The organism is Nitratidesulfovibrio sp. 1201_IL3209 (assembly GCF_036763125.1).
In the GTDB taxonomy this organism is placed as follows: Bacteria; Desulfobacterota; Desulfovibrionia; order Desulfovibrionales; family Desulfovibrionaceae; genus Cupidesulfovibrio.
Map to the genome: position 1 here is coordinate 69384 of NZ_JBAIYT010000005.1, position 25492 is coordinate 94875.

The 25492-nt window shown below is 69.3% G+C and carries 17 protein-coding genes; 8 read left to right on the plus strand and 9 right to left on the minus strand.

The features are described from left to right. Positions 1-9 precede the first annotated feature (9 nt). Together V6B97_RS04515 and V6B97_RS04520 are read left to right on the plus strand one after the other, a co-directional pair. On the plus strand, positions 10-1194 hold the full coding sequence (locus V6B97_RS04515) for an ABC transporter permease (RefSeq protein ID WP_333505296.1): 1185 nt from the start codon (positions 10-12) through the stop codon (positions 1192-1194). Positions 1195-1826: 632 nt separating this feature from the next. Further along, complete coding sequence (locus V6B97_RS04520) at positions 1827-2513, plus strand: tetratricopeptide repeat protein (protein ID WP_333505297.1); 687 nt, start codon at positions 1827-1829, stop codon at positions 2511-2513. Between the two features lie 432 nt (positions 2514-2945). On the opposite strand, the gene V6B97_RS04525 is transcribed toward V6B97_RS04520, so the two are convergent. The 4 genes from V6B97_RS04525 to V6B97_RS04540 form a co-directional block, all read right to left on the minus strand. After that, on the minus strand, positions 2946-3332 hold the full coding sequence (locus V6B97_RS04525; protein ID WP_333505298.1) for a response regulator: 387 nt from the start codon (positions 3330-3332) through the stop codon (positions 2946-2948). 75 nt (positions 3333-3407) lie between these two features. After that, the gene (locus tag V6B97_RS04530; RefSeq protein ID WP_333505299.1) at positions 3408-4112 is read right to left on the minus strand and encodes a DUF1641 domain-containing protein; all 705 of its coding nucleotides are present in this window, start codon (positions 4110-4112) and stop codon (positions 3408-3410) included. Between the two features lie 13 nt (positions 4113-4125). Then, on the minus strand, positions 4126-5367 hold the full coding sequence (gene sqr, locus V6B97_RS04535) for a type III sulfide quinone reductase, selenoprotein subtype (protein ID WP_333505300.1): 1242 nt from the start codon (positions 5365-5367) through the stop codon (positions 4126-4128). 18 nt (positions 5368-5385) lie between these two features. After that, entirely contained in the window at positions 5386-5952 is a 567-nt protein-coding gene (locus V6B97_RS04540) for an RrF2 family transcriptional regulator (RefSeq protein ID WP_333505301.1), read from the minus strand. An 865-nt stretch (positions 5953-6817) separates the two neighbouring features. Here V6B97_RS04540 and V6B97_RS04545 point away from each other — a divergent pair. The 4 genes from V6B97_RS04545 to V6B97_RS04560 all read left to right on the plus strand — a co-directional run bounded on the left by V6B97_RS04545 (position 6818) and on the right by V6B97_RS04560 (position 13320). Further along, positions 6818-7342 (plus strand): RrF2 family transcriptional regulator, encoded by a 525-nt coding sequence (locus V6B97_RS04545; RefSeq protein WP_333505302.1) that lies wholly within the window; start codon positions 6818-6820, stop codon positions 7340-7342. A 637-nt stretch (positions 7343-7979) separates the two neighbouring features. Next, a complete protein-coding gene (locus V6B97_RS04550; RefSeq protein ID WP_333505303.1) occupies positions 7980-10154 on the plus strand; it encodes a methyl-accepting chemotaxis protein in 2175 nt (724 codons plus the stop codon). Between the two features lie 83 nt (positions 10155-10237). Beyond that, a complete protein-coding gene (locus V6B97_RS04555; RefSeq protein WP_333505304.1) occupies positions 10238-10975 on the plus strand; it encodes a chemotaxis protein CheW in 738 nt (245 codons plus the stop codon). Then, a complete protein-coding gene (locus V6B97_RS04560; protein ID WP_333505305.1) occupies positions 10972-13320 on the plus strand; it encodes a chemotaxis protein CheA in 2349 nt (782 codons plus the stop codon). The genes V6B97_RS04555 and V6B97_RS04560 overlap by 4 nt, the downstream gene beginning before the upstream one ends. Here the strand turns inward: V6B97_RS04560 and V6B97_RS04565 are convergent, their stop codons facing one another. Then, entirely contained in the window at positions 13321-14388 is a 1068-nt protein-coding gene (locus V6B97_RS04565) for a LysR family transcriptional regulator (protein WP_333505306.1), read from the minus strand. It abuts the gene before it with no gap. Positions 14389-14613: 225 nt separating this feature from the next. Here V6B97_RS04565 and V6B97_RS04570 point away from each other — a divergent pair, with 225 nt between their 5' ends. After that, positions 14614-16257 (plus strand): L-lactate permease, encoded by a 1644-nt coding sequence (locus V6B97_RS04570; protein WP_333505307.1) that lies wholly within the window; start codon positions 14614-14616, stop codon positions 16255-16257. 182 nt (positions 16258-16439) lie between these two features. Here V6B97_RS04570 and V6B97_RS04575 read toward each other — a convergent pair whose 3' ends face one another. Next, the gene (locus V6B97_RS04575) at positions 16440-18947 is read right to left on the minus strand and encodes a GGDEF domain-containing protein (protein ID WP_333505308.1); all 2508 of its coding nucleotides are present in this window, start codon (positions 18945-18947) and stop codon (positions 16440-16442) included. A gap of 395 nt (positions 18948-19342) precedes the next feature. Further along, on the minus strand, positions 19343-22069 hold the full coding sequence (locus tag V6B97_RS04580) for a cache domain-containing protein (RefSeq protein ID WP_333505309.1): 2727 nt from the start codon (positions 22067-22069) through the stop codon (positions 19343-19345). Positions 22070-22436: 367 nt separating this feature from the next. Here V6B97_RS04580 and V6B97_RS04585 point away from each other — a divergent pair, with 367 nt between their 5' ends. Then, entirely contained in the window at positions 22437-23624 is a 1188-nt protein-coding gene (locus V6B97_RS04585; protein WP_333505310.1) for a glycosyltransferase family 9 protein, read from the plus strand. Between the two features lie 28 nt (positions 23625-23652). Here V6B97_RS04585 and V6B97_RS04590 read toward each other — a convergent pair whose 3' ends face one another. Both V6B97_RS04590 and V6B97_RS04595 read right to left on the minus strand, forming a co-directional pair. Further along, entirely contained in the window at positions 23653-24468 is an 816-nt protein-coding gene (locus tag V6B97_RS04590; protein ID WP_333505311.1) for a hypothetical protein, read from the minus strand. After that, on the minus strand, positions 24459-25292 hold the full coding sequence (locus V6B97_RS04595; protein ID WP_333505312.1) for a nicotinate-nicotinamide nucleotide adenylyltransferase: 834 nt from the start codon (positions 25290-25292) through the stop codon (positions 24459-24461). The genes V6B97_RS04590 and V6B97_RS04595 overlap by 10 nt, the downstream gene beginning before the upstream one ends. Positions 25293-25492: the final 200 nt, after the last annotated feature.

Genomic DNA, 25492 nt, shown 5'->3' on the forward strand with positions numbered 1-25492 from the left:
GGAAACGGCATGGCCTCGCTTTTCTCGTACAGCCTGCGCAACATGCTGGCGCGCCGCCTGACCACGGCCCTTACCGTGGGGGGCATGGCGCTGGTGGTGTTCGTGTTCGCGGCCATGCTCATGCTGTCCGAGGGGTTGCGCGCCACGCTGGTGCTCACCGGCTCGCCGGACAACGTGGTGGTGCTGCGGCAGGGGGCCAAGTCCGAGATGGAAAGCTCCGTGGACCGCGACCAGGCCCCGCTGGTGGAAAGCCTGCCCCAGGTGGCCCGCGCCGCCGACGGCGGCCCGCTGGCCGCGCGCGAACTGGTGGTGTTGATCACCCTGAACAAGCGCGGCACCACCAAGCCGTCCAACGTGGTCATCCGGGGCATCGGCCCCCACTCCCTGGAACTTCGTTCGCAAGTCCGGTTGAAGGAAGGGCGCATGCCGCGCTTCGGCACGTCCGAGATCATCGCCGGGGAAAGCATCGCCCGGCGGTTCAGCGGCACGGGCATCGGCGAAAGCCTGCGTTTCGGCCTGCGCGACTGGACCGTGGTGGGCATCTTCGAGGCCGGGGCCACCGGCTTCAGCTCGGAAGTCTGGGGCGATGTGGATCAACTGATGGCCGCGTTTCGCCGTTCGTCCTATTCCGTGGTGGTGGCGCGCATGAACGAGCGGGACGGGTCCGAGGGACGGGGCGGACTCGCGGGCCTGCGCGCGGGCCTTGCGGCGGACCCGCGCCTGCAACTGGAAGGCAAGCGCGAAACCCGCTTCTACGAGGAGCAGTCGGAAATGATGGCCAAGTTCCTGGGGGTGCTGGGCACCATGCTGCCCGCCATCTTCTCGCTGGGTGCCATCATCGGGGCCATGATCACCATGCACGCCGCCGTGGCCAACCGGGTGCGCGAGATAGGCACCCTGCGGGCCATCGGGTTCCAGCGGCGGGACATCCTGCGGGCGTTCCTGATGGAGTCGCTGCTGCTGGGCGGCAGCGGCGGGGCCATCGGGCTTTTGCTGGCGTCCACCCTGCAATTGGTGACCATCTCCACCATGAATTTCCAGACCTTCTCGGAACTGGCGTTCAGCTTCAGCCTCAGCCCGCGCATCGCCGTGTGGTCGCTGCTGTTCGGCACCGGCATGGGCTGCCTTGGGGGCATCCTGCCCGCCATCAAGGCCTCGCGGCTGGTTATCGTAGACGCGCTGCGCGCGGCCTGATGCGGTAATCGCGCTGCGCGCGGCCTGATGTGGTAATCGCGCTGCGCGCGGCCTGATCACTATGCGGGAAACGACATATCGCATCCCGTTTCGGTAGGATTTATGTCCGCAGCCGAAGCGGGATTCATGTATTTCAGCGTATTGTGAAAGCCCAAAATGCGACATTCCAGCCGGGTTGAATAAGGTCACCGGCAAGAATGTTGTGCGCGGTATCCGAGCGCCGGAATGGGGAATTCCGGCGCTCGTATTTTTAATGCCATGATATCATATGATATATTTTTTTAGAAAAGTTGTGGCAGGGTTGTTGACAATATCCCACCGTGCAGGTAGGAAATAACCCATACCAGCACGGTAGGAATTAGCGAAGCATGCGGACTGCCACCCGCACCTCCGTGCCGGTGACTGAAGGTAGACGCTGGATCACCCCGGGTACACGCGGAACCATGCCCCCGCGCTGCCCGGATACCGGAACAAGGCGATGAGGTTTCCCAAGCTGGCCCGGCGGTGCTGCCGCCGCGGTCCCCGCAGCCGGATGGCGCTGGCGGCGGGGGCCACCCGGAAGCACCGGGGCAGGATTTCCCAACCTTTCAGTACACAGGGGCAAGCCAATGCAAGTTCAGGAGATGTTCGCGATGGCTGAGGCGGGCGACGCAAGCGCCCAGTTCAATCTTGGCATGTTGTACTACGAAGGCAACGGCGTGGCGCAGGACTTCGGCAAGGCCGCCCAGTGGCTGGGCCGCGCCGCGCAGGCCGAACATCACGAGGCCCTCAACTTCTACGGCGTGCTGCACGCCACCGGCAAGGGCGTGGCGCAGGACTTCGGCAAGGCGCTGGAACTGTTCCGCAAGGCCGACAAGTGCGGCTACAACTGCGAACCGGTGTACGACGACCTGCCCACCGACTTTCGCGACAAGCAGTACGGCATGGAACTGGTGGCCGCCAAGCGCGACTTCGTACGCAAGGCGCGCCTGCTGGCCGCCGAGGCCCGCTGCAACGTGGGTCTTGCCTACCATGGCGAAGCCACCGACGCTACCTCGCGCAAGGTCGCGCGCGAACTGTTCCTGAGCGCGGCCACCCTGGGCAACGGCAAGGCCATGCACCTGCTCGGCACCATGTGTCGTGACGGTGCGGGCGTGCCCGCCAGCGAGGTGCGCGCGTACATGTGGTTCGACCTGGCCGTTACGGCGGGCTTCGCCAAGGCCGGTGAGGCCCGGCGCGAACTCATCGACAGGATGAAGGACAAGGACGTGGCGCGGGCCGAAAAGCTCGCGGCGCGCTGGCTGCGTTGTTTCCCGCTGCCGGAGGGTGCGGCCCAGTAACCGGCGGCAGGCGGCGCGGCGGCGGGGACGGCAACCCCCGGGCCGCCGGGCCGCCGGGCACAGGCCGCGCGCGGCGGTTTCCTCCGCCTTGCGCCGCAACAGTGGCCGATGCACGCGACGCGCGGGGCTCCCTGCCGAAAGGCACGGAGCCCCGCAGCATGTGGCGTGCCTGTTTCTGCGGGGGGGCCTGCGCGAGCCCTAGGTGGGCTCCGCGCGGGTCGTGTAAATCCTACGATGCAGGTATGAATTTGACTTATTTGGTCCGAATTGCGCAGGTGAACCGGTATCGAGGTGCAGCGGAGTCATCGATTCGGTGGAGAGGGCGAGCCGGAGGAGGATGGCTCACCTGCGCAGGTAGGGGCAGGCAGGAACAGGCAGGGCCCGGGTGGGGACACGGCGGACGCCGGCCCGTCATGTCGTGTTGCGGCGCGGCTACGCCTGGGCGGGAACGGCCCTGCGGATGGTGTCCAGCAGGGCGGCGGGGACCACCGGCTTCTGGTGGGTGGGCACGCGGCGCGCCAGGCGGGCCGGGCGGGGACCCACGCCGCTCACCACCACCACGGGGGTTTCGCGCAGGGCGGGGCTGCGGCGCAGCCGGGCGTAGAACACCGTGCCGCCGGGGCTCGGCAGGTCCATTTCCAGGGTGATCAGGTCGGGGCGGAAGCTGGCGGCGGCCTCGAGCGCCTCGGGCGTGGAGGCGGCGGTGCGCACGGCATGGCCTTCCGCCGTCAGCAGCCCGGCAAGGCGTTCGCGCTCGGCGGGGTCGTTGTCGACCACGAGCACGCGGCGGTGGGTGGCACTCATGTTGGTCGCGGACATTGACATCTCCTTCACAAGATGGGGGTAAAAAGGACCCGCCGTGCCGGGGGGCGACGGCGGGTCCGTTCGATGCGGCTAGTCGTTCTTTTCGGCGGGGGCGTGCGCGGCGCAGCCGCAGGCGCAGCAGCCGTCGCCCTTCAGCGAGCCGAGGGCCTTCAGCACTTCCATGGCCACGCCAAGGCCTTCCTTGGCTTCCCTGGAACCGAGGGCCCCGACCATGCCGAACATGCCCACGGGCTTGGCCTGCGACAGGTCCAGCTTGGCCAGCATGTCCACCGCGCGGGCCAGGAAGGCCTGCACGTTGGGATCGGCCAGCTTTTGCAGCAGCACGGTCATGAAGGCGAGGGCCTCGCCCATCTTCTCGATGCCTTCGGGGGTGTTGACGTCCAGCACCTTGCCGCCCGCGCCCTTGAGGGCGGTCAGCTTGGCGAACACGCCGTCCTGCTCCCACTTGCCCAGCCCTTCGATGATGTGGGGCCAGGTGGGGGCCACTGCCGGGTGCATGGTGCGCCACAGGTCGATGAGGTTTTCCAGCTGGTCGAGGCAGTAGTTCAGGTTCGGCACGCCGCGCAGGCCACGGCGCAGCAGTTCGAAGATGTCGTCCAGATGGACCCTGCCGTGCACGTCCTGCAACTCTTCCACCATCAGGCGGAAGGCGTGGTTGCCGATGGGCGTCACTTCCTCGATGAGGTATTTGGTGCCCATCGCGCGCTCGTGCAGGAAGGCGATCCGCTCTTCCATGGCCTCGAGGCGCTGGAGAATGAGTTCTTCGTTGGTCATTTGCGCCTCCGGCTTACTTCTTCCGCATCAGGGAAGTGTCCTTGCCGTGCAGGTACATGTTCGGCTCGAACGGCAACTCGTGACCCTTCAGCATCAGGCTGTAGTACACCCACTTGAACATCAGCTTGCCCCAGTAGTTGATGTGGCTTTCGCCCAGCAGCGCGCAGGGCCCCACGCCGGGGAAGGGGAACATGCCGGGCAGCGGTTCCACGTCGTAGCTGAAGTCGATGAGCGAGGCCTTTTCGTAGCCGGTCACGATGAAGCAGGTGGAGTGACCGTCGAAGTGGTGGTAGTGCTCGCTGCCGTCGATGTCGGACATCAGGTTTTCGGCGATGATGTCGGCCTCGTAGTGGGCCACGGAGCCGGCCTTGGAGGTCGGCACGTTGGTGGTGTCGCCGATGACGTACATGTTGGGGTACTTCTTGGACTTCAGGGTGCCCTTGTCGGTGTCCATGAAGCCCATGGGGTCGGCGATGTCCGAATCGATCAGGAACTGCTGGCCCATGTTCGGGGGAATGGTGACCAGCAGGTCGTAGTTGATCTCGTCGCCGGTGACGGAGGCGATGGTCTTGTTGCCCGCGTCAACGCTGTCCACCACGAAGTTGGGCGTGACCTTGATGTTCTTCTTGTCGCACAGTTCGCCCAGGATCTTGGCGGCCACCGGCTTGGTGAACGCGCCGGTCAGCGGGGTGACCAGTTCGATTTCGATGTTGTCGCGCACGCCCATCTTGGTGAAGTACCAGTCGGCCAGGTACACGAATTCCAGCGGCGCGACCGGGCACTTGATGGGGGTTTCGCAGATGTGGTGGACCAGGCGGCCCTTCTTGAAGTTCTTGATCTTGGGCAGCAGGGCGGCGGCGCCGTCGGGGGTATAGAAGTCGTGGATGCTGCCGCGCCAGTCGTCCAGCAGGCCTTCCACCTCGTCGGGGGCGATGCGGCAGCCGGTGGCGATGACCACCCAGTCGTAGCTGTACTTGCCGCCTTCACAGGTGACCACCTTCGCTTCCGGATCCACGTTGGTGATGGTATCCTTCACGAAGTTCACGCCACGGGGAATGAAGTCCTTCTTGGCCTTCTCGCAACCCTTGGGGGTGTCGATGCCGAAGGGTATGAACAGCCAGCCGGGCTGGTAATGGTGGGTGAGGTCGCGGTCGATGACCGTGATCTCCCATTCACGCTCGCTGAGCTTTTTCCTCATTTTGGTGGCGAGCATGGTGCCGCCGGCACCTGCCCCAAGAATGAGCAGTTTCTTCATGCCAGGTTTCTCCTTCACTTATTGGCTTTGGTGAGAGCAGATTCGGGTATTGCAGCCCCGCAGGGCACGGGGCGTTCTGCCGTATCGCGGCGTGTTCAGCGGCTTGTTGCCGTTCAGCTTGGGCGAGGGCGCCGGGCGGGCGTCCTTGTCCCCTTCGGCCATGTGGGCGCAGTCGTCGGGGCGTTCGGCGCCGTGCATGATGTCGGTAAGGGTGAACTGGTCCAGGGTTTCTTCCAGGGCCTTGGCGGCGCTGGTCCAGGCGGCCTTGCAGCGGCAGGGGGCGTCGTCGCAGTCGGCGCCCACGCAGCAGTTGGGGGGCTGCACGCCGCCCTCGACCACGCGCAGCACGTCGCCCAGGGTCACGTCGTCGGGGTTCATGGTCAGCACGTGGCCACCGGCGGCGCCGCGAACGCTGCGGACCATGCCCGCCGTGCGCAGCTGCCGGATGATCTTTTCGATGAACTTGACGGAAATGCCGGTGTGCTCGGCCAGTTCGGAGGCGGAAAGAGGCCCGTCCTGCGGGCCGTGCAGGGCAAGGTTGACCAGCAGCCGGGATGCGTAATGCACCGTGGAGGAAATTCTCATGCCGTTCTCCAGTGCCTGTGCGGGGGGGCGAAGGCAGCGCGCCGGGGCGCGGTGGGGCTGTTGACCGGGTGATTCCGGTATGGTCCGTATTTATATTGATGCAATTTTATTTTGATTAATCTGAATTCTTTCGAATCAGATTAATTTCGTATGAATTAAACCCATCCGAATTTAGGTGTCAAGCACCCCTCGAAAAAAGGGGTATTTTTCAACAGCTTGAATTCGTGCGGTTATTTTGTGTTTGTGAAAATAATTTCTTGTTTTGCCCGCCTTCGTCACGGTTATGGATGACTGACGGCGCCATCCGCCGGGTGCACGGTTGGCCGTGCGCACGACGGCGCGACATGTGTGAATCCGGGCGCAAGCGGGCGGCGTGGCGGCAGGCGGGACTCTTTTCGCTCCGGCTGGCGGGGGCGGCAGGCAAGAAGGGGAGAAGGCGGGAAGCGCTGCGGCGCGGCACGAAGCCGCTCCAGGTCATCAGAGGGTATCGGGGGGGGCGGCACGGTCCGGCCAGGCGTTGCAGGCGGGGCAGAAGGGCATTCCGGGCGGGCGGACGGCATCCGGAGTGATGCCGTTGCATACTTTTATAGGAGTGGTGGTTCTGCGCGATGTCGAGAGTGGTACTGCATGTTGTGTAAACCGATTGTTTTTATTTACCCATTTTCTTAGTCTGCCCGGTTAATGCTCACTAACATCTTGCCGTTCCAGTCGATTTTCCGGATGTGCAGTGAAAACCAATTTTTTTAATTCCTATTGACAAAGGAGGATATTTTCTGTAAGAAGTTTCCCATAGTTATGTAATAGCTCACTCTTTTTCATCGTGCCGTGTGGCGCGATGTCGAGTGACGGGCGCGGGACCCATACAATGAAGCTTGCAGCAAAGACACGATACGCGGCGCGCATCCTTCTTGCTCTGGCCATGCACGGCGAAGAGGCTCCCATGACCACCACGGCGCTGTCCCAGCACACCGGCGTGACGGTCCAGTTCATCGAGCAGATCCTCAAGACCCTGAAACGGGGCGGGCTGACGCGCAGTTCGCGCGGAGCCTCGGGTGGTCACATGCTGGCGCGCACGCCGGAGGACATCACCCTGGGCGAGATCGTGCGCCTGATGGAAGGGGGCATCCAACTCACCGTCTGCTGTTCCGGCGACGCCAACGTATGCGCCCGGCGGGCCTCGTGCCTGACCCGGTCGGCCTGGGTGCGTGCGTCGCAGGCGCTGGAACGCTCGCTGGAGGAAACCACGCTGGCCACCCTCATGGAGGGCGAACAGCCGCTGTCCCCCCACGACGAAGCTGTCTGTCGCCCGGCGGACGGTGACGGCGCCTCCGCAAAGCGCCCCTCGGTCCGCCGGCCGGCCCGTCCGGTGAGCCCCGCCGAACTGTACTGAACAGGTGACTGTATTGGACTGGTGACTATGCTGAACCGGCATCGGGCCGCCCTGCATCGCCGGGCGGCCCTTTTGCCGCCCGGTCCCTGCCCGCACCGTTGTTCGCCGGGCGGGATGCGTCCGCACCATATGACGGCCTGTCCCGCATTCGGGGGGTGGGAGTGCGGCCGCCCCGGCCGATGTGCCCGCCCCGCCGGCCTGCGGGCATGCACTGCCCCGCCGTTCAAGCCCCGCCGCATGAGCCCTGATTCAGCCGCCGGTATGCCCGGCGGCTTCGTTTTTTGGCGGGACGTACCGTACGCACCATACGCACCATGGCCCATGCGGCCGCACTCCTCCTCGCACGCATTTCCGGTCCGGGCCTGGACCCGCCTTGCGCCATGTGCTATCCCGGCGTGCTTCTTGCAAGATTCTGGAGCGGCACGGGCCTGCCCAGGCACAATCTGCCGGACGGCGGGAGGTGCCCGGCGGCCACGATGCCGAAAAATTTGCATGAATACAGTGCATTGCATGCGCATTTCAAAGGGGGCCATACGGTTTGCCGCCCCCCGTGAAATGCGGTACGGGTGAGGCCCGGTGCGCCACGGCGCAGGCCGGTTCAATTTCTCGACTTCTCGACAGGGCAAGGGGTTTCCGGATGCTCAAGAATTGCAGTCTGTTCATGAAGCTCAGCCTGGGGTTCGGCTCGCTGCTGCTCATCGTGGCGGCGGTGGTCGCCTTCTCGTGGCAACAGCAACAGCAGTTGCTGCGCCAGTCCGAGATCACGGGCAACGCCCAGGCGCTGGTGGCGGGCATGGAGCATTCGCGCGTGGAAATCCTGTATTACCTGCTCACCCAGGGCCGGGATCACGTGCGCGCCTTCGAAGCGCAGCACGGCAGGGATGCCGAGGGCATCGCCGCGCTGCGCGAACGCCTTGCCGCAGAGGGCGTGCGCGGGGGCGGCCTGGACGTGCTGGGTCCCATGCATGCCGACTACCGGCGCAAGTTCCTGGAACTGGACGGCGTGCTCACCCACCGCGACCAGACCATCAAGAACGCCGTGCAGGCCGCCAACGCCCTGCAGGAAGGGGTGGAACGGCTGCATGCCGCGCGCCTGAACATGATCGTGCAGGCCAACCCCGCCCTTGCGTCCCGGCGCGACGAATTGCAGATACTGGTGACGCTGGAGACGGAATTCCTGCAGTCGCGCGTGGACGTGCTCTATTATCTGTGGCGGGGCGATGCCGATGCCCTGTCCCGCGCCCGCATGCGCCTGGACAAGGCCATCGCCGCCGCGTCCGGGCTTTCGGCCAGCGAAGGTTCCGGAGAAAGCTGGAAGCTGGCGTCGTCGGTGCTCGCCAGCGCGCGCGCCTACCGCGAACAGGTGGAGCAACTGGTCAAGGACGAGACCGAACGCGACAATCGCCTGTCGGGCATGGCCAGCGTGGCCGATGGCGTGCGCAATACCGTCATCGCGGTGAAGGACGCCCAGCAGGACCGCATGGAGGATGCGGTGCGCCGCTCGTCCGTGATCTCGCTGGGCGTGGCGGGCGGGGCGCTGGTGCTGGGCCTGCTGTTCGCCATCCTCATCGGCAAGTCGGTGCGCGGGGGCATTGCCCGCGCGGCCGCCGTGGCCGAGGCCGTGGCCCAGGGCGAGACCTCGCTGGAGGTCCGGGCCGAAGGCACCGACGAAGTGGGCAGGCTGTTGCAGGCCATGCACGAGATGCTCGAGGCCGAGCGCCGCGTGGTGGACACGGCCCGCGAACTGGCCCGGGGCAACGTGGACATCGAGGTGGGCATGCGCGGCCCGCGCGACGAACTGATGCGCGCCCTGGGCGAGATGGTGTCCGTCGAGCGTTCCATCGCGCGCAGTGCGTCCACCCTGGCCACCGGCGACCTGCGCGTGTCGCTGGACCCGCGCGGCGACAACGACCGGCTGCTGACCTCGCTGGGCAACATGGTGCGCCGCCTGTCCGACGTGGTGCGCGACGTGCAGGTGGGCGCCGAGAACGTGGCGGCCGGCAGCGAGGAATTGAGCGCCACGGCGGAGGCGCTTTCGCAGGGGGCCACCGAGCAGGCGGCCTCGGTGGAGCAGTGTTCCGCCTCCATGGAAGAGATGGTGGCGCGCATCGCCCAGAACGCCGAGAACGCCCGCACCACCGAAGCCATCGCGGTGCGCGCGGCCGACGACGCCCGCGAGTCGGGCACGGCGGTGGGCGCCACGCTGAAGGCCATGCGCGAGATCGCCAGCAAGATTTCCATCATCGAGGAAATAGCCCGGCAGACCGACCTGCTGGCCCTGAACGCCGCCATCGAGGCGGCCCGCGCGGGCGAGCAGGGGCGCGGCTTCGCCGTGGTGGCGTCGGAAGTGCGCAAGCTGGCCGAACGCAGCCAGGCCGCGGCCGCCGAAATCACCCGTCTTTCGGGCGCCAGCCTGGAGGTGTCCGAGCGGGCCGGTGAACTGCTGGGCAAGCTGGTGCCGGACATCGAACGCACTTCCGAACTGGTGCAGGAGATCGCCGCCGCCAGCCTCGAGCAGCGCGAGGGCGCAAGCCAGGTCAACGAAGCCCTGCACATGCTCGACCAGGTCATCCAGCAGAACGCGGCGGCCTCCGAAGAGGTGGCCTCCACGTCCGAGGAGTTGTCGGCCCAGGCGGCCCACCTGCAACGCACGGTGTCGTTCTTCCGGCTGACGGCGGACATGGCCCCCAAGGCCCAGCGCGCGCCGGGGCCGCAGCCTGCCGCCATGCCCGCGCTGGGAGAGGGCGACCCGCGCAAGGTGCGCATCGACCTCACGGATGATGCCGACGACCAGGATTTCGAACGGTTCTAGCAGGACTGCTCCCGGATTGGGGGGCGGAGACGCCATTTCAGACCGGGTCACCGCGTGACCCGCCGCGCAACCGGAACCACGACGTGCAGCAGGGCAACAACGGACAGGCGCCGCAGGGGGATGCGGGCGGCAGGGGCGCGGCGGCCACGCCTCGGGCTCCCGCCGTGCCGCGTGGCGTGGCGCGCCCGTCGCTCCAGGCGGGACCGGCCCCTTTTGCCCCCACCCGCAGGCTGCTGGCCCTCACCCTGGGGGACGAGCGGTTCGCCCTCGACATCGGCGTGGTGCGCGAGGTGCTGGACTTCGGCGACCTGACGCGCATCCCCCGCATGCCCGCGCACGTGCGCGGGGTGGTGAACCTGCGCGGCGCGGCCGTACCGGTGGTGGACCTGCGCACCCGCCTCGGCATGGGCAGCGTGGCGCGCACCGTGCATTCGCGCATCGTCATCGTGGAGGCGCCCGCGCTGCCCGAGGCGGGCGGCGGCATCACCCTGACAGGCGCCCTGGCCGACGCCGTGCGCGAGGTCATCGAAATCGACGCCGCCGCCGTGGAGCCCCCGCCGCGCATGGGCACCCCCGTGCCCGCCGACGTGCTGGCCGGGATATTCCGCCACGATGGACGGCACGTGCTGCTGCTGGACGCCGACCGCCTGTTCGACGACGAGGAGCCCGCCAATTCCCCGGCCTCGCCCGCCGCCGATGGCCGTCCCCATTCCCGCGCGGCGTGCGTCGCTGATATTCCAGACGCACCGGACACGCCAGACAGGCCGGACACCCGGAACTTCCGGAACAGGGCCGCCCACGGCGGCGGAGGCGGCGCATGAACCCCGGCGGCACCGCGCGGCGCGTGTTCACCGAGGAAGCGCGCGACCTGCTCATCGACCTCGAGGAAGCCCTGCTGGAACTGGAGTCGCACCCCGGAGACGCCGCGCTCATGGCGCGGGTGTTCCGGGCGCTGCACACCCTGAAGGGCACGGGGGCCATGTTCGGGTTCGAGGCCGTGGCCCGGTTCACCCACGTGGTGGAAGACCTGTTCGACAGCGTGCGCAAGGCCGGCATGCCGGCCACGTCCGAACTGCTGGCCCTGGGGCTGGACGCCAAGGACCACCTGCAGGACCTGCTGGAACTGGGTGCTTCGGGTGCGTCGGCGGAGGACGGGGGTTCCTCCCCGGCGGGAGCCGCCGCCGTGGCCGCGCGCGAGCGCGAACTGCTGGACCGCATCGGCGGGCTGGCGGCGCAGTGGGCGCCCCCGGCGGCTCAGCCCGACGGGGAGGAAGCCCCGCACGCCGCCGGCGACATGGCCGTGCCCCCGCCTGGCGATGCCGCTTCGGATGCCGTTCCGGCGCCGCCGGGCCGCATCGCGGGTGAACCGCCCGCCCTGTCCGGCATCCCCGCCGGCAGCCCGTTCGAGCCACGGGTGTACTGGCTGCGCTACGCCCCCTCGGCCGACGCGCTGCGCCGGGGTCTGGACCCCTCCCGGCTGCTGGACGGATTGCGCGGGCTTGGCGCGCTGCATCTCTGGCCCCACTGCGAAACCGTGCCCGGACTGGACGGGCTGGACGCGGAAACGGTGCATCTGCGCTGGGACGCCGTGCTGGTCACGGAACATCCGGTGGCCATGGTGCGCGAGCCGTTCGCCACGCTGATGGACGAGGCCGGGCTGGAGGTGGTGGCGCTGGGCGAGGAACGGCTGCTGCCCCCGCCGGAACTGCTGTGCCGCATCGCGGCCCAGGACGGCGTTGCCGACGCGGCCGGGCTGCTGGCCGCCGCCGGTGCGGGCGACGATGCCCTGCGGGCGGTACGCGGGCAGGGCGGGGCCGGTGGCGCCATCGCTCCGGTGGCCCCGGCCGTGCCTTCCGCCGGATTCCCGCAGGCGTCCCCGCCCCCGTTCACGTCTGCGCCCATGTCGCCGTCCGCCTCCGCGCCCGCGCCGCGTCCGGCGCCGGAATGCGCGCCATCGCCCGGGGACGACGTCGACCCGGCGGGCACCCTGCGCCCCGGCGGCGACGAAGGCCCCACCACCAGCCTGCGCGTGGACAGCGCCAAGGTGGACCGCCTGCTGGACAACGTGGGCGAACTGGTCATCCTGCAGGCGCGCCTTTCGCGCATCGCCACCGACCACGACGACCCGCGCCTGCGCGAACTGGCCGAAGGGCTGGAACGGCTTACCGAATCGCTGCGCGACAGCACCATGTCGGTGCGCATGGTGCCGCTGGACGCCACCTTCCACGCTTTCCGGCGGCTGGTGCGCGATCTGGCGGCGCGCCTCGGCAAGGAGGTGCGCTTCGTGGCCGAGGGCGGCGAGACGGAACTGGACAAGACCGTCATCGACCACCTGCGCGACCCCCTGCTGCATCTGGTGCGCAACGCCATGGACCACGGGGTGGAGCCCGCCGGGGCGCGCCTGGCCGCGGGCAAGCCCGCCGAGGCGGTGCTGCGCCTGTCCGCCGCCCATGCCGGGGGCGAGGTGTTGATCACCGTGTCCGACGACGGCGCGGGCATCGACCTGGACAGGCTGCGCGCCGTGGGCGTGGCGCGCGGCCTGCTTGCTCCTGACGCCGAACCCGGCGAGGCGGAACTGCTGCAACTGCTTTTCCTGCCCGGCTTCAGCACGGCCAGCGGCGTGTCCGACCTGTCCGGGCGCGGGGTGGGGCTGGACGTGGTCAGCACGGCCCTGGGAGCCCTGCGCGGCAGCGTGGACGTGGTCACCCGGCGGGGCGGCGGCACGGCCTGGCGGCTGCGCATCCCCCTGACCCTGGCCATCATCGACGGCCTGCGCGTGCGCGTGGGCGACGAGGCGTTCATCCTGCCCCTGACCCAGGTGGAGGCGTGCCTGGAACGCTTCGTGGACGGCGAGGCCGTCACGCTTGGCCTCATCGAGTACCGCGAACGGCTGGTGCCGTGCCTGAGCCTGCGCCGCTTCCTGGACGTGCCCGGCGGGCAGCCCGCCTACGAGCGGGTGATCATCGCCAACGTGGACGGCCAGCCCGTGGGCTTTGCCGTGGACGGCGTGGCCGGGCTGGAACAGGCGGTCATCAAGCGCCTGGGCGGGCCGTGCCGCCGCGCCGCGTGGATCGCCGGGTCCAGCGTGGACGCCGAGGGCGGCATATCGCTGATCCTCGACGCCGCCCAGTTGGTGCGCGTGGCGCAGGGCATGCAGGAGCGCTGATCAGCGCTTCCGGCCGCACGCCCCTCCCGCCGCGCAACGTCGCCCCGCCCTGACCGGTGGGGCTTTTTCGTCCGTTGCCGCTGCCGCCGTCCCTTCCCGTCCCCGGCCTAGCGTTGCTTCCACCGTGCCGACATCGGGCGTATCCGCTGCGCCCGCCCGCGCCCGGCCGCCGTCCGTGCCCCCGGGGATGCGCGGCGGCATTTCGTGCATCAGGTCCAGCCACGCCATCGCCGCCGGGGACAGGCTGTGCCCCTTGCGCCAGGCCAGCACCGCGCGCCAGCGCAACTCGCCGTCGTCCAGCAGGGCCCGGTGGACGCCCTGCGGCAGCGGTTCCGTCAACATCAGGCGCGGCACCAGCGCCACGCCAAGCCCGGCGGCCACCAGGCTGATGATGAAAGGTATCTGGCCGCTGCACAGGGTTTCGTCCAGGTGCACCCCCTGTTTCAGGCAGCAGTCGCGGATGCGTGCGTTAAGCGCGAAGCCCTGCTCGAACTGGATGAACGCGCTGCCGTCCAGGTCGCGCAGGCGCAAGGCCGCGCAGCCCTGCATGGGGTGCCCCTGCGGCAGCAGGGCCATGAGCGGTTCGTCGCACAGGGGCGACACCTCGAACTGGCCGGATACGGGCAGCAGGGCCAGGGCCATTTCCAGTTCGCCCCGCAGCACGCTCTCTTCCAGCGCATAGCAGCCCTTTTCGCGCAGTTCTATGCGCACGCCCGGATAGCGGCGGCGGTATTCGGCGAACTGCCGGGCGAACAGCAGGGTGCTGCCCACCGGCGGCACGCCGAAGCGCAGCGTGCCCCGCCGCACGTTGCGCAAGTCGTCCATCTCCGCGTCCATGGCCTCCTTTTCGGCCAGCATGGCCAGCGCGCGGCGGTAGGCCACCTCTCCCGCCGCCGTCAGCGTCACCCCCGCCGGGGTACGCTCCAGCAGGATGGCCCCGCAGTCCTCCTCCAGCCCACGCACGGCCTTGCTGACCGTGGACTGGGTGGCGCACACGGTCTGCGCGGCAGCGGAAAACCCGCCCGCGCGGACCACCTCGACAAAGCAGCGCAATACCTTGAGGTGCATGGCCATTCCATTTTCGACTGCGGTTCATGAAGACAATTCATTTCACAACTGCCAGACCCCTTGGCTAACAGCAGAAGCAGCGAGGTTCAAGCGGTCACGGTGCCGTTTCCGCCGCCCGGCATCGCGCGGGCAGGCGGGAATGTGGCCGCGCCACGCAGCATACGGCGCGGCGCACGCAGGGTGCGCGCGCCGCCGCCCACGCACATCAACCCACAGGGGGCATTCATGAACTGGGTGCAGCAGTACGATCCGTTTGCCAACATCGCCGCCTCGGCCTGCGTGGCCATGCTGCCGCTGGCGATACTCTTCTACATGCTGGCCGTGCGGCGGGCCAAGGGCCACATGGCCGCCGCGCTGGGGCTGGCCGGTGCGCTGTGCGTCGCCGTGGGCGTGTGGGGCATGCCCGTGGGCCTTGCGGTCAACGCCACGCTGTACGGCATGGCCATGGGCCTGTTCCCGATCATCTGGATCGTGCTGACGGCCGTGTGGCTGTACAACATGACCGTGGAGTCCGGGGAGTTCGAGATCATCAAGGGCTCGCTGGCCCGGCTTACCGACGACCGGCGGTTGCAGGCCCTGTTCATCGCCTTCGCCTTCGGGGCGTTTCTGGAAGGCACGGCGGGATTCGGCACGCCGGTGGCCATCACGGCGGCCATGCTCATGGGCCTGGGCTTCAGCCCCGTGTACGCCGGGGGCATCTGCCTGGTGGCCAACACCGCGCCCGTGGCCTTCGGGGCGCTGGGCATTCCGGTCATCGTGGCCAGCCAGGTCAGCGGCCTGGACGTTGCCGTGCTCAGCCAGTACGTGGGGCGGCAGCTGCCGGTGTTTGCGCTGGTGGTGCCGCTGTGGATGACCGTGGTCATGTGCGGCTTCCGCCGGTCCATGGAGGTGCTGCCCGCCATCGTGGTGGCCAGCGTGTGCTTCAGCGGCACGCAGTTCCTGTTCGCCGAACTGCACGGCCCCACGCTGCCCGACGTCATGGCGGCCATCGTGACCATCGTCGGCCTGCTGGTGCTGCTGCGCTTCTGGAAGCCCGCCAGCACCTGGCACTTCGCCGACGAACAGCCCGCCAGCGCGGCGGCCAGCGCCCACCACACCACCGGCGAGATCCTGCGGGCCTGGGCGCCGTACGCCATCCTGGCGGTGTTCGTGTTCTTCTGGGGGCTGGACGGCGTGAAGGCCGGGCTGAACAAGGTCTACATCCAGGCCATCGAATGGCCGGGCCTGCACGGCGCCATCGCCAAGACCGCGCCCATCGTGGCCAAGGACGCTCCCTATGCGGCCAAGTACACCTTGAACCTGCTGTCGGCCGGGGGCACCGCCATCCTGCTGGCGGGGCTGCTGTCCGTGCCCGTCATGTCCCGGTCCGGGGCCGGCTACGGCATGAAGCGGGCCATCGGCTGCTTCTGGCGCACCTGCCATCAGTTGCGCTTCCCGGTGCTGACCATCATGCTCATCCTGGGTCTTGCGCAGCTCATGAACTACTCGGGCATGAGTTCGACCCTGGGCATCGCCTTCACCCACACCGGCGCGCTGTTCCCGTTCTTCGCGCCCATCATGGGCTGGTTGGGCGTGTTCCTGACCGGCTCCAACACCTCGTCCAACGCGCTGTTCGGCAGCATGCAGCAGGCCACGGCCCGCGCCGTGGGCGTGGACCCGTACCTGACCGTGGCCGCCAACGCCACCGGGGGCGTGACCGGCAAGATGATCTCGCCGCAGTCCATCTCGGTGGCCACGGCCTCCACCCACACCGTGGGCCAGGAAGGGGCGCTGTTCCGTTTCGCCCTGGGGCACAGCATCGCCATGACCCTGGTGATCTGCGTGCTGGTGACCCTGCAGGCTTACGTTATCGGCTGGATGTTGCCCTAGCTGGTCTCTTGCCGCCGCCCGCTGCGCATGGCGCGGCGGGCGGCGCCATATTCGTCCGAAAGCACGGAGTCGTGTGCTCCTCCTGTGGGCTCCGTGCCCGCGTGCACCCGCCGGACGGACAAGCCCCCCCGCGTTGCACCGTGGGGGGGCCGTCGTGTGCGGAACATGGCTGCCGCGTGATCTCAGTGCAGGGCGCGCATCTGGCACACCCCGCATTCCAGCACGTAGGCGTTGCCGGGGATGGCTTTGGCCAGGTGCTTCACGTGGGCGGCGCGCTCGCCGATCTCGTGCAGGTTGCTGCGCTCGTGGCAGTCCAGCACCGCCAATGACACCGAGACGAAGGGAAAGCGCCGCTCCATGCCGTCGCGCCCGCGCGCGGTGATCCAGCCCCGCGCGATATCCTCGGCGCAGTAGCAGCCGCGCACCAGCCGCCCGAAGCAGCGCGTGGCCGCCCGGCACACCCGCTCGGCATGGCGGGGCGAGGTGATGCACACGAAGTCGTCGCCGCCGATGTGCGCCACGTAGTCGCCCTTGGCCCCGTGCCGCTGCACCGCCCACGACAGCACCTTGGCCAGCAGCAGGATGATCCGGTCGCCGTTCTTGAAGCCGTAGGTGTCGTTGTAGCTCTTGAAGTTGTCCAGGTCCGCGTACAGCAGCGAAAAGGGCTGCCCCCCGGCCAGGCGCGTCTCCAGTTCCTTTTCCAGCGCCACGTTGCCGGGCAGGCCGGTGAGCGGGTTGGTGCCCTTGGCCAGTTCCACCTGCACCTGGGCCAGCTTGTGCAGCAGCCGCTGCACCGAGACGATGCCCGCCAGCACCCCGCCCCGGGTGACCATGATGTCGTCGTACGCCTGCAACCGGCTGCGCGACATGGCCCGGCGGGCGGCGTCCTCCACCGGGGTGGATTCCTCCACCACCAGCGGGCGGGTGTCCATCACCGCCGACACCGGCCGCTTGAAGTACAGCGCCACCCCGTACTGCGCCGACAACTGGCGGTTGAGGTGGTAGTCCATGATCAGCCCCAGCGGTTTGTGGCGCTCGTCCACCACGGCGATGCTCGTCAACGGATCGGAGGCTTCAAAGAGCTTGCGGACCTCGCCCGCCAGCGTGGTGGGCGGCACGGTGTGGGCCGGTTCCGCCAGTTCGCCCACGGGCATGGAGCAGGCCAGCCCGCCCACGCTGGGCAGTTGCGCGGCGGGGCGCAGTTCGCCGATGTCCACGTGGGTTTCCGACTTGGGGTAGTCGGGCCGCCCCAGGTAATAGCCCTGCCCGTAGTGCGCGCCGATGGCCATCAGGGTGGCCGCCTCCTCGCGGGTTTCTATCCCTTCCGCGATGACCCGCGAGCCGATCTTTTCGGCGAAGCTGACCAGGGTTTCCATCAGCGCGCGGCGCACCGGGTCGCGGTTGATGTTGCGGATGAGCGACATGTCGATCTTGATGAAGTCGGGCTTCAGTTCCGCGATGGTGGCCAGTCCGGAATAGCCGGTGCCCGCGTCGTCGATGGCCACCTTGAACCCCTGCCCCCGGTAGTGCGACAGCGTCTTGTAGAACACCCCGAAATCGCGGATGGAATGCCGCTCGGTGATCTCGAACACGATGTTCTCCGGCGCAAGGCCCATGGCCCGCACCGCCTCCATGGTGCTGCCGGGGGTGAAGCCGGGGTCGGTGAGGGTGCGCGGGTGGATGTTCAGGAACAGTTTCTGGTCCGGGGCCAGGGCACCCGCGCAGGCGATGGCCCGCTCGCGGCAGATGCGTTCCAGCGCGAAGAGCATGCCCAACTCCTCCGCGATGTCGAAGAGCATCATGGGCGAGTGGAAGGGCGTGTCCACCGGGCCGCGGCTCAGGGCTTCCCAGGCCATGATCCGCCCGGTGGGAAAGCGCACGATGGGCTGGTACAGGGTGCGGATGGCGTTGTCCTGCAACACCGCCTTGAAGTCGCGCGCAAGGCGCAGGTCGGACAGGTCCAGTTCCTTGCGGGCCATGGTGCGCGCCTCGCGCACGGCCTGGAAGAATTCCTGGCGGGGTTCCGCGTCGGGGCGGCGACGGTAGGTGGCGCAGCCCACGCCGATGTTCACCTCGCGCCCGGTCCAGCGCAGCACCGAATCCTTCAGGTGGTGCTGCAACTTGAGCTTCATGGTGAAGGCGGCGTCGGCCAGGCGCAGCGGGCGCGCCGCCGGTTCCGGCCAGAACACCAGGAATTCGCCGGTCTCCAGCGGCAGCAGGTGGTGGGCCGAGGCGGGCTGGCCGCTCAGGCCGGGCACCGCCGCCCACAGTCCTTCCACCAGCAGCGATTCGATGCCCGCCGTGATTTCCTCGCCGTACAGGTCGCGCACCAGCACGTGGTCCACCATGCGCACCAGCAGCATGTGCAGGGCTTCGTGCCGGGCCACCAGATCGCGCACCGAGGCCTCGACGGCGATGGGGCCGCCGGGGCCAGACCGGTCGGACCGGTCGGACGGGGAAGGCGAGGGCGCCATGGGACCGGATGCGGCGCCGGGCGCGCCGCCGGGGGCATCGCCGGGGCCGCCGCCCGACGGCGTGGTCCCGTCCATTTCCAGCGTCGAGAAGGACGGCGAGGCATGCGTGGCGTCCGCGCCGGACGGCGGCGGACCGTCCGGGTGCGGTGGGTGGACGGTGTCGTCGCGCCTGCGGCCGAACATTTCCAGGAACGGCTCCAGCCAGGTATGTTGCATGTATCCCCCCAGGATACCGTGTGGGGCACGTTGCCGGACGCGCGGACGCGAGTTCCGCGACCGGCGTGCGGACCGCAACCTCGCGCGGGACGGTGAGCGTGTCGTCTGCGGGTGCGTGCCCGGCGGGGCGGTGACGGCTGCGTGACATGGCGCGGCGCCGGGGTCGTCTCTGGGCGGGTTTAGCATGAAGGCGCGGGTGACGGCGGTGACGGGCGTGTGACGATTTGCAGAAGCCACGGTGCGCGAAGGGCGCGGCGCGGCGGAAGCCCCGGAGGCGGGGGCCGTCCGGGACTGGTGTGCAGGAACTGGTGTGCGGGAGCAGGCCGGGCGGGGCGGGGAAGGACGGAGCGCGGCGGCGGCCGGAAGCCGGAAAAGGCGGGAGCGATGCCTGCGGTTCAGGCCAGGGGCAGGCGCACCACGAACACCGCGCCGCCTTCGGGCGCTTCCTGTATGGTGATGGTGCCCTTGTGGTTGGTGACCACGATGAAGTAGGCCACGGAAAGGCCAAGGCCGGTGCCCGCGCCCGCCTCGCGCGTGGTGAAGAAGGGCTCGAAGGCCCGGCGGCGCAGTTCGGGCGGCATGCCGGGGCCGTTGTCGGCCACCTCGATGCGCACGTGCGCGGCCTCGGCGGCGGTGGTCAGGGTCAGCACCGGGGGCGGTCCGTCGTCGCGCAGCGCCAGCGCCTGTGCCGCGTTCTTGAACAGGTTCAGGAACACCTGCTCCATCTCGCTGGCGGAACAGCGCACCGGCGGCAGGTGCGGATCGTAGCGGCGCACCACGGCAATGCGCTTGAAGTCGTAGTTGCGGGCCAGGCTGTAGTCGGTGACGGCCAGTTCCAGGGTGCGTTCCAGCAGGTCGTTGATCTGCACCGGCAGCCGCGAAGGGTCGCTGCGGCGGCTGAAGGTGAGCATGTTGGCCACGATGCGCGCCGCGCGCGCGCCCGATTCGCGGATGCCGTCCAGCAGCCCGGCGATGCGGCGTTCGTCGGCATAGGCGGCGATGCGGTCGAAGGTCACGCCGCTGCGTTCCGCCGCCGCGCGGTTGGCGGGCAGGTCGTCCAGCAGGCGGCGGCGCAGGTTCTGCTCCCCTTGCAGGATGCCCCCCAGGGGGTTGTTGATCTCGTGGGCCATGCCCGCCGCAAGGCCGCCCACCGAGGCCATCTTTTCGGCCTGCACCATCAGGTCTTCCATGGCGGCGCGCTCACTCACGTCGTCCAGGCGCAGGATGCCCCACATCTCCTCGCCGGTTTCCAGCGGGATGGCGGTAACGTCCTCCACCCGGCGGAATTCGCCGGGCAGGCCGTCCGGCCGGGCGCCCGCCGGGCCCTCCACGGGGGTGACGATCCGTTCCGGCGGCGTGGCCATGCCCCCGCGCCGCGCGGCGTGCAGGCGGGGCAGGTGGCGGGCCAGTTCCGGGGCCACCTCCGCCAGCGGGCGGCCGTGCGCGGCCTGGCCCGCGACGCCGAAGCGCCGTTCCGCCGCCGGGTTCCACAGCACCACCCTGTCGGCGGCGTCGGCCACCACGATGGCCGAGGGCATGGCGTCCAGCACCCCCTTCAGGTGGCGCTGGGCGCGCGACAGGGCGCGGTTGGCGCGCGAAAGGTCGGCCAGCAGGGCCTGGCGTTCGCGCTCCGAGTCCATGAGCACCGTCAGGTCGTGCAGGATGAACGCCACGGCGTCGGGCGCGCCCGGCGCGCCGCCCACGGGGTACAGGCGCAGGGCCATCCAGCGGGGGTGGCCGTCGGGCGTGGCTCCGGGCGGAAATTCCAGGGGTTCGGTGACGATGGGCTCTCCCGCAAGGGCGGCGTCCGCCAGTCCGAGCAGTTGGGCGTGCAGCACGTAGCGGTCCCGGCCCAGGGTGTACACGGCCGGGTTGCCCGTGGCTTCCGTCAGCCCGTGCAGGGCCAGCCATTCGGCGTTGGCCTCGCGCAGGGTGCCGTCGGGGTGCAGCAGGGCCATGGCGAAGGGGGCCTGGGTGAGCACGGCGCGGAACTGCTGCTCGCGCGCGTGCAGGGCCTGTTCGGCTTCCTTCAGGTCGGTGATGTCGGTCAGCATCACCAGCACCGCCGGGCGTCCGTCCCATTCCAGCAGCACCCCGGTGCCGAACACCCAGCGCTCGCCCTCGGGCACGAGGATGCGCACCGGCGGGTGGGTGCCCGGTGGCTCGCCGCCCATGCGGCGCATGTACCTGTCCATGGCCATGGGCCGGTCGGCCGGGTGCAGGTGGTCGGTGAAGGGGGTGCCCACCAGTTCGTGGGTGGGGCGGCGCAGGATTTCGCCGATGCGCGGGTTGACGAAGGACAGCAGGCCGTCCTGGATGACGGCGATGCCTTCCTGCGCGTTCTGGAAGATGGACCGGTATTTCAGTTCCGCCGCGGCCAGCCGCTGTTCGGCGGCCTTGCGCTCCTCCACCTCGCGTTCCAGTTCCGCGCCGCGCCGGGCCAGGGCGCCGAGGGCGGTGACGAAGGTGAGCCCCAGCAGCAGGAACACCGTCACGGCCAGGGCGGCCGTGGCCAGGATGTACCGCCGCTCGCCGGCGTGCACGTCGCCGAGGTACGTGCCGGTGCCGATGTAGCAGTCCAGTTCGGGGATGGGCAGCACGAAGGACAGCTTTTCTTCCGGCGCGCTGCCGCCCGGCGGCGTGTAGTGATAGGAGAAGAACCCGCCGTCCGGGTTCGCGCGGGCGGTCTCGATGAGCCCGTCGATGATGGCCACGCCGTGCGCGTCGCGCAGGTCGAGGCCGCTGCGGCCTTCCATCTGCCGCTCGAAGGGCTGGACCAGCATCGTGCCGTCGTAGCCGCTCATGAAGATGTAGTTGGGGCCACGGGTGTCGTTGAAGGTCATGGTGCGCATCCGTTCGCGCACCAGCACCAGCGCGTGGTCCCGGCCGTAGACGCCGGAGGCCAGTTCGTCCAGCACCGGCTGCACCTGGTTGCGGGCCAGCAGCACCATTTCGCGCAGATGGTTGCTGCGGTATGTTTCCGCCGTTTCCCAGAAGGTATGCACCGCGTGCAGCAGGAACAGGGTGAACACCCCGCACGCCAGCACCAGCAGCAGGCACAGCCGCCGCACGGGCGCGCTGCGCAGCAGCGAGGAAAGGGCGCGGGGGGTGATGATGTCCATGCCTTGTCTGGTACTTTCCTTGGAATTGCCGGGAGCGCGGGCACGCGCCGGATTGGGCCGGATTGGGCCGGATTGGGGCCGGGCCGTCGTCCACCCTGGCACCGCGCGGCGCGGCGTGCCGTGATAAGGTGCGTCCGGACGGGCCGGCGCGCTTTTCTTTCCGGGCCGCTGCTGGTAGTGCTGTGCCCCACCGGTCCCCGTCGGTCCCTGTCGCCGTGACCGGCCGGGTGACGCAAGCCCTACCGATACCTGAAACGGGACCCGAGGGAAACGGCGATGGCGCTCTTGCAGCCTGCGGTGAGCGCTATATCCGCACTTCGGCGGACACGCAACAGCATGCATGCCGGAATTGTCCGGCGGAGAACGGATGACCCTGCCGACGACATGGTTCGTGGTGCGCCTGAGCGCGCTGGGCGACGTGGTGCTGACCACGGGCGTGCTGCTGTGGCTGCACCGCACCCGTGGCTGGCGCTTCGTGGTGCTGACCCGGCCGCAGTGGGCTCCGGTGTTCCGCAACCACCCCGCCGTGGACCGCGTGGCCACGGTGGACCAGCGCGACCTGCGCCCCGCCGCGCTGCCCGGCCTGGTGCGGGAGCTGGCGGCCTCGCTGCCCGGCGCGGGCCTGCTGGACCTGCATGGCACCCTGCGGTCCCGGCTGCTGGGCCTGTTGTGGCCCGGCCCGGTGCGCCGCTACCCGAAATTCTCGCTGGAACGGCGGCTGTTCCTGCGTACCGGCGGACGGCTGTTCCGCCACCGGCTGCGCGCCTGCAACGTGACCCAGCGCTACGCCCTGGCCGTGGAGGCTGCGCCGCCCCCGCGCGCCGAACTGCTGCCGCGCATCCTGCTGGACGACGCGGAGCGGGGGCGGGGCATGGACCTGCTGCGCGAGGTCGGACTGGCGCCCGAGGGAGCACCGGATGGTGTATCGGACGGTGCACCGGATGGTGCATCGGGCTGCGCGTCTTCACCTGTCCGTCCGCTGGTGGCCCTGCATCCCTATTCCACCCATCCGGACAAGGCGTGGCTGGCCGAAGCCTGGCGCGACCTGGCCGCACGGCTTTCGCGGGCGGGGTATGCATGGTTCGTGGTGGGACGGTCCGGAGGAAAGGGAGGGGCCGGGGGCGGCGAGTCCGGACCCCTGTCCGGCCTGTCTGATTTGTCCGGTCTGGTCGGGCAGGTCCGGGCCTCGGGCGGGGCGGCGGCGGACTTCACCGACCGCACCGACCTGCGCGAAACCTGCGCGCTGCTGGCCGCCGCCGACGTGCTGGTGACCGGCGATTCCGGCCCCATGCACCTGGCCGCCGGGGTGGACACCCCGGTGGTGGCGCTGTTCGGCCCCACCACGCGGGAATGGGGCTTCTACCCCGAAGGCCCGCGCGACGTGGTGCTGGAAACGGACGACGCCTGCCGCCCCTGTTCGCTGCACGGCAGCAGGCGCTGCGCCCATTCCGGGCGCTGCATGGGGGGCATCGCGCCGGATGCGGTGTTCGAGGCGGTGCGGCGGGTGATGGCCGGAGAAGCGGTTTCGGCCGGCGCGGAAACCGGGAACCGCTGACGGCGCGGGACGCCGCCCGCCGTTTTCGTCAGCGCGTCAGGCGGGACAGCAGTTCCCGCGCCTCGGTCAGCGAAGGGTCGGCCTGCATGGCGCGGTTGGCGTATTCGTATGCCTTGTCCCGCTTGCGCCATTCCATGTACAGCTTGGCCAGGTTGAGCATGGTGCGCGGATGCGCGCCGAACTGGCGCAGGGCGCGCAGGTAGACGATCTCGGCCCTGGGGTACTCGCGCAGTTCCATGTACGCGGCCACGGCCCCGGAATAGGCCGGGGCCTCGCCGGGGAAGGAATCCAGTGCCGACTCGAACAGTTCCGCCGCCTCGAAGAACAGCCGGGCGCGCAGGAAGCGTTGCCCGATGTCGGTGAGCACCCCCGGCTCGTGCCCCCACTCGTCGGCCACGCGGCGCAGCAGGGCCCGCCCGCGCGGCAGGTCGCCCGCGTCCAGCCGGGCCTGGCCGTTGCCGGTCAGTTCCATCTTGCGCATCAGGATCTTCTGGGCCTGTTCGGCGGCCCGTGCGCGTTCCTCCTCCAGCATGGCGTGCCGGATGGATTCCAGCCGTTCGGCCAGCGGAAGCTCGTCGCCCGGCGCGTACGCCACATAGGGGCCGGAAAGCACCTTGCGCTTTTCGAAGAACTTGAGGATGGCGTGGTTCCTGTTGAGGTCGTTGACGAATTCGTGGATGTGCACCTCGGTTTCGAAGCGGGCCTGCCCGATGAGCGTGGTGCCGGAATAGTTGCGCAGGGCCGTTTCCATGGCCCCCAGCGCCCGCGTCAGGTAGCCGCGCGCCAGGTAGGCGCGGGACCGCGCGATGTTGTCGCGCACGGCCTTGGGGGCGGTCATTCGCATGGGGTGTCCTTGGAGGCGTCCTTGAGTGAGCCGGGCGGACAGGGAGGACGGCAGCCGGGGTGCGGGGCGGGGACCTGCGGGGTGTTGGCGGCGGGCGTCCAGCAGCGGCGCACCGCGTCGGCGTGGGCGCGCAGCAGGCTGTCCACGTCGTCGGGCACCAGCAGGCGGATGTCCGCGCCGCGCAGCCATTTGCCGCGCAGCAAGGACGCGCTGATGTCCAGCCGGGGCAGGGGCAGGAAGGTCAGGGTGGTGTCGCCGTAAGGACCGCCGGGCAGCAGGTGGCGCTCCGTACCCTGCGCAAGGCGGGACGCGGGGTGGGGCGTGTCCTTGGATGCTGGGGGTGCTGGCTGCACGGACGGCAGCGGGGCGGCGTCCGGCCAGCGGGCGGCCAGGGCGGCGCGGAAGGCTTCCGGCCCGCTGCCCGCGCGGGGCACCACCACGAAGTCGGCGATGCGCGGCAACTCCAGTCCCCGATGCCAATGGGGCAGCATTTCGAAATCCTCGCCCCCCAGGATGAAGAACGGCGCGGCCTCCGGCTCGGCGGCGCGGTAGGCGTGCAGGGTGTCCCAGGTGTACGAGGGGCCGCTGCGCCCGCCTTCCAGCGCGTTCACGGCCAGTGCGGCGAAGGGGCGCACGGCGGCGCGCAGCAGGGACAGGCGCAGGCCGAAGGGCAGCAGGTCGTGCCCCTCCTTGTGGGGGGGCACGGCGCATGGCACGAGGTCGATGCGTTCCGGCCGCAACGCCTCGGCCACCTCTATGGCCAGGCGCAGGTGGCCCGAATGCACGGGGTTGAAGCTGCCGCCAAGTATGCCGATGCGCCGCATGAGCCTTTCGCCGTCCCCTTGGTTGCCCCGGACTGCCTGATTCGCCCGCCCCAGCTTGCCCCAGCCTGTCCCTGCCGTTCCTGCCGACGCCTGCCCGTCCCTGCCCGCGTTGGTTCAGCGAGCGCTTACGGACCGTGCACGGCGAAGCCGGTGAAGAAGCGCCACGGGGGACGCCCCTTCAGCCGCCGCGCTGTTTCCGC

Bases quoted from the DNA above. Each gene is read 5' to 3' on its own strand.
- V6B97_RS04540 (WP_333505301.1), bottom strand. From the start codon at position 5,952: ATGAGAATTTCCTCCACGGTGCATTACGCATCCCGGCTGCTGGTCAAC.
- V6B97_RS04515 (WP_333505296.1), top strand. From the start codon at position 10: ATGGCCTCGCTTTTCTCGTACAGCCTGCGCAACATGCTGGCGCGCCGC.
- V6B97_RS04575 (WP_333505308.1), bottom strand. From the start codon at position 18,947: ATGCAACATACCTGGCTGGAGCCGTTCCTGGAAATGTTCGGCCGCAGG.
- V6B97_RS04590 (WP_333505311.1), bottom strand. From the start codon at position 24,468: ATGCGAATGACCGCCCCCAAGGCCGTGCGCGACAACATCGCGCGGTCC.
- V6B97_RS04560 (WP_333505305.1), top strand. From the start codon at position 10,972: ATGAACCCCGGCGGCACCGCGCGGCGCGTGTTCACCGAGGAAGCGCGC.
- V6B97_RS04550 (WP_333505303.1), top strand. From the start codon at position 7,980: ATGCTCAAGAATTGCAGTCTGTTCATGAAGCTCAGCCTGGGGTTCGGC.
- sqr (WP_333505300.1), bottom strand. From the start codon at position 5,367: ATGAAGAAACTGCTCATTCTTGGGGCAGGTGCCGGCGGCACCATGCTC.
- V6B97_RS04545 (WP_333505302.1), top strand. From the start codon at position 6,818: ATGAAGCTTGCAGCAAAGACACGATACGCGGCGCGCATCCTTCTTGCT.
- V6B97_RS04570 (WP_333505307.1), top strand. From the start codon at position 14,614: ATGAACTGGGTGCAGCAGTACGATCCGTTTGCCAACATCGCCGCCTCG.
- V6B97_RS04530 (WP_333505299.1), bottom strand. From the start codon at position 4,112: ATGACCAACGAAGAACTCATTCTCCAGCGCCTCGAGGCCATGGAAGAG.
- V6B97_RS04565 (WP_333505306.1), bottom strand. From the start codon at position 14,388: ATGCACCTCAAGGTATTGCGCTGCTTTGTCGAGGTGGTCCGCGCGGGC.
- V6B97_RS04580 (WP_333505309.1), bottom strand. From the start codon at position 22,069: ATGGACATCATCACCCCCCGCGCCCTTTCCTCGCTGCTGCGCAGCGCG.
- V6B97_RS04595 (WP_333505312.1), bottom strand. From the start codon at position 25,292: ATGCGGCGCATCGGCATACTTGGCGGCAGCTTCAACCCCGTGCATTCG.
- V6B97_RS04585 (WP_333505310.1), top strand. From the start codon at position 22,437: ATGACCCTGCCGACGACATGGTTCGTGGTGCGCCTGAGCGCGCTGGGC.
- V6B97_RS04525 (WP_333505298.1), bottom strand. From the start codon at position 3,332: ATGTCCGCGACCAACATGAGTGCCACCCACCGCCGCGTGCTCGTGGTC.
- V6B97_RS04520 (WP_333505297.1), top strand. From the start codon at position 1,827: ATGGCTGAGGCGGGCGACGCAAGCGCCCAGTTCAATCTTGGCATGTTG.